Below are 2,867 nucleotides of genomic sequence, written 5' to 3'. Positions count from 1 at the left end.
CGGCTCTGAGGGCCGCCTCGGCGTCATCACGGAGGTCACGGTGCAGGTGCACCGCATCCCCGAGAAGCGCGACGTGTTCGCCTACTTCTTCCCCACCTGGGAGGCGGGCATCGCGGCGATGCAGGAGATCAGCGAGTCGGATGCGACGCCGTCGATCACCCGCGTCTCCGACTCCAACGAGACCGGCTTTTCGCTCGCGACGAGCAAGGCGAGCACGGGGGTGAGCAAGTTCCTCTCCGGCACGGTGCTGCCGACGCTCATGAAGAGCAAAGGCTGGAACCTCGACGACATCTGCCTCAGCTTCATCGGCTACGAGGGCGGCACGGCGCACGCCAAGCGTCAGAAGAAGCTCGTCGACGCGATCGTCAAGAAGCACGGCGGGATGGGCGTCGGCTCGGGGCCGGGCGTGCTCTACGACCAGAAGAAGTTCGACACCCCGTACCTGCGCGACTTCCTGCTCGACCACGGGGCCGCGGGCGACGTCTCCGAGACGGCGGCGCCCTGGTCGCGCCTCCACGAGGTGCACGCTGCCGCGTACGCCGCGGCGAACGCGGCCTACGCCGAGATCGGCGTCAAGGGCTGGATCATGTCGCACCTGTCGCACTCGTATCACTCGGGCGCGTGCCTCTACTTCACGTTCGCGTTCGTGTTCCAGGATGACCCGATCGCCGAGTACAACGTCGTCAAGAACGCCATTCAGCAGTCCTTCGTCGACCACGGGGCCACGATTTCGCACCACCACGGTGTCGGGGTCGAGCACGCACCGTGGCTGGAGCAGGACATCTCGGTCGAGGGGGTCAAGGTGATGAGCGGCCTGTTCTCGGCGAGCGACCCGGGCTCGAACTTCAACCCGCGCAAGGTGGTCACGGCGAGTTGACGATTGCTCGCCAGGTGCCGCGAACGCTCGGGTTACGGTAGAAGGAATGTCTTCCTTTCTGCTTTCGGCCGAGGTGACCTCGGCGCTCGCCGACGGTCGCCCCGTCGTGGCGCTCGAGTCGACGATCATCTCCCACGGCCTTCCGCGACCCCGAAATCACGCGGCGGCGGTCGAATTTGAGGAGATGCTGCGCGACCGTGGGGTGACTCCCGCGACGATCGCGGTCATCGACGGCGTGCCGCGCATCGGCCTGGACGCCGAGGGCGTGCGCCGCATCGCCGAAGACGACCTCGCCAAGGCGAGCGTGCGCGACCTGCCGATCCTGGCGGCGCGCGACGCCTCCGGGGCGACCACCGTCGCGGCGACGGCGTGGCTCGCGGCGCAGGCGGGAATCCGGGTGTTCGCCACCGGCGGGCTCGGCGGTGTCCACCGCGGCGCGAACGAGACCTTCGACGAGTCGGCCGACCTCTCGACGCTCGCCGAGGTCCCGATCTCGGTCGTCAGCGCGGGGGTGAAGAGCGTGCTCGACATCGCCGCGACGCTCGAGCGGCTGGAGACCCTCAGCGTGCCGGTGATCGGTTACGGCACGCGCGCCTTTCCGGCGTTCTGGCTGCGCGAATCCGGTCTCGAGCTCGACTGGAGCGTCGAGACCGCCGAGGATGTCGCCCGCGTGATGCGAGCGCGCGACGAGCTCGGGCAGCGCCAGGGCATCGTGGTGGCGAACCCGATTCCGGCCGACCAGCAGTGGGATCCGGCCGAACACGATCGTGTGCTCGCCGAGGCCTTCGCCGCGGCCGACCTGGCTGGCGTGCGCGGCAAGGCCGTCACACCGTTCCTGCTGGGCTTCATCGTCGATGCCTCCGAGGGCCGCAGTCTCGAGGTCAATCTCGACCTGGCGCGGAGCAACGTCCGTGTCGCCGCGGACATCGCGCGCGCCTGGAGCGCGCTCGGCGGCACCTCGTGAGCGGCTCGCGATTCGTCGTGATCGGCGACGTCATCAACGACATCGTCGTGGTGCCGCGCGGGGAGATCCTGGTCGACGCCGACACGACCGCCTCGGTGCGTCCGCGGCCGGGCGGCTCGGCCGCGAACACGGCGGCCTGGCTCGGCACGCTCGGCGTCGACGTCGACTTCGTCGGTTGCGTCGGAGGCGACTCGCTCGAGTGGCACTCGAGCGCGCTCCGCGACCACGGTGTGACCCCGCATCTGAAGGTCGAACCTGGGTTCGCCACCGGGACGATCGTGATCGTCGTCGAGGGCGAACATCGCACCATGCTGACCGAGCGCGGCGCCAATTCGGTGATCAGTCCCGACCTGGTGACGGAAGAACTGCTCGAGCGCGCCGCGCTGCTGCACCTGAGCGGCTACAGCATCGTCGACGGCTACGGCGAGGCGGGGGCGCGCGATCTGATCGACCGTGCAACCGCGCACGGGGTGCCCGTCTCGGTGAACCCGGGCGCGGCCGGCTACATCGTCGAGTTCGGTGTCGAGCGGTTCCTCACCGCGATCGCGGGCGCCACCGTGTTCTTCCCGAACCTTGCCGAGGGCAAGCTGCTTACGGGGCGCGATGACCCCGAGGGCATTGCGAAGCAGCTGGTGACGCGCATCCCGGTCGTGGTCGTCACCTTGGGCTCGGAGGGGGCGCTCGTGGCGGCGCGCGGCGAGAAGCCGATCCTGGTGCCGGCGCCGAACGTGCGGCTCGTCGACCCCACGGGGGCCGGCGATGCCTTCGCCGCGGGCTTTTTGGAGACCTGGATCGCCACCGGATCGCTCGAGTTGGCGGGGCAGTCCGGAGCGCAGGCCGCCGCGCGCGCCATCATGGTCGTCGGCGGTCGTCCCGCGATCTAGTTGTATCCGGCTAGGACGTTGGTGACACTCGGCTGATCGGCGGGAGCCCATCGAGGGCTGAGTGGCGTCGTTGAGTGTTGTAGTAGTTCAGCCATGGCGCAAGTGCTTGCTGACGCTCAAGGTTCGAGGAGAACACCTGCCG

Annotated in this window: 4 protein-coding genes; 3 read left to right on the top strand and 1 reads right to left on the bottom strand. The window is 69.1% G+C overall.

Going from position 1 to position 2,867, the window contains the following annotated elements:
* The 3 genes from QZ258_RS10925 to QZ258_RS10915 all read left to right on the top strand — a co-directional run.
* A partial coding sequence (locus tag QZ258_RS10925; protein ID WP_294181450.1) for an FAD-binding oxidoreductase occupies positions 1–877 on the top strand: 877 nt, incomplete at its 5' end.
* A gap of 46 nt (positions 878–923) precedes the next feature.
* Entirely contained in the window at positions 924–1,841 is a 918-nt protein-coding gene (locus QZ258_RS10920; protein ID WP_294181448.1) for a pseudouridine-5'-phosphate glycosidase, read from the top strand.
* On the top strand, positions 1,838–2,725 hold the full coding sequence (locus QZ258_RS10915; protein WP_294181446.1) for a carbohydrate kinase family protein: 888 nt from the start codon (positions 1,838–1,840) through the stop codon (positions 2,723–2,725). The genes QZ258_RS10920 and QZ258_RS10915 overlap by 4 nt, the downstream gene beginning before the upstream one ends.
* 10 nt (positions 2,726–2,735) lie before the next feature.
* Here QZ258_RS10915 and QZ258_RS10910 read toward each other — a convergent pair.
* Positions 2,736–2,867, bottom strand: a 132-nt coding sequence (locus QZ258_RS10910) for an integrase core domain-containing protein (protein ID WP_294181452.1), incomplete at its 5' end; no start/stop codon positions are given.

The organism is uncultured Schumannella sp., assembly GCF_905479755.1.
Classification (GTDB): domain Bacteria; phylum Actinomycetota; class Actinomycetes; order Actinomycetales; family Microbacteriaceae; genus DCRR01.
This window is presented reverse-complemented; position numbering and strand designations above follow the sequence as displayed.

What these genes read in the sequence shown, in the direction of transcription:
- QZ258_RS10920 (WP_294181448.1), top strand. Translation starts at nt 924, where the DNA reads ATGTCTTCCTTTCTGCTTTCGGCCGAGGTGACCTCGGCGCTCGCCGAC.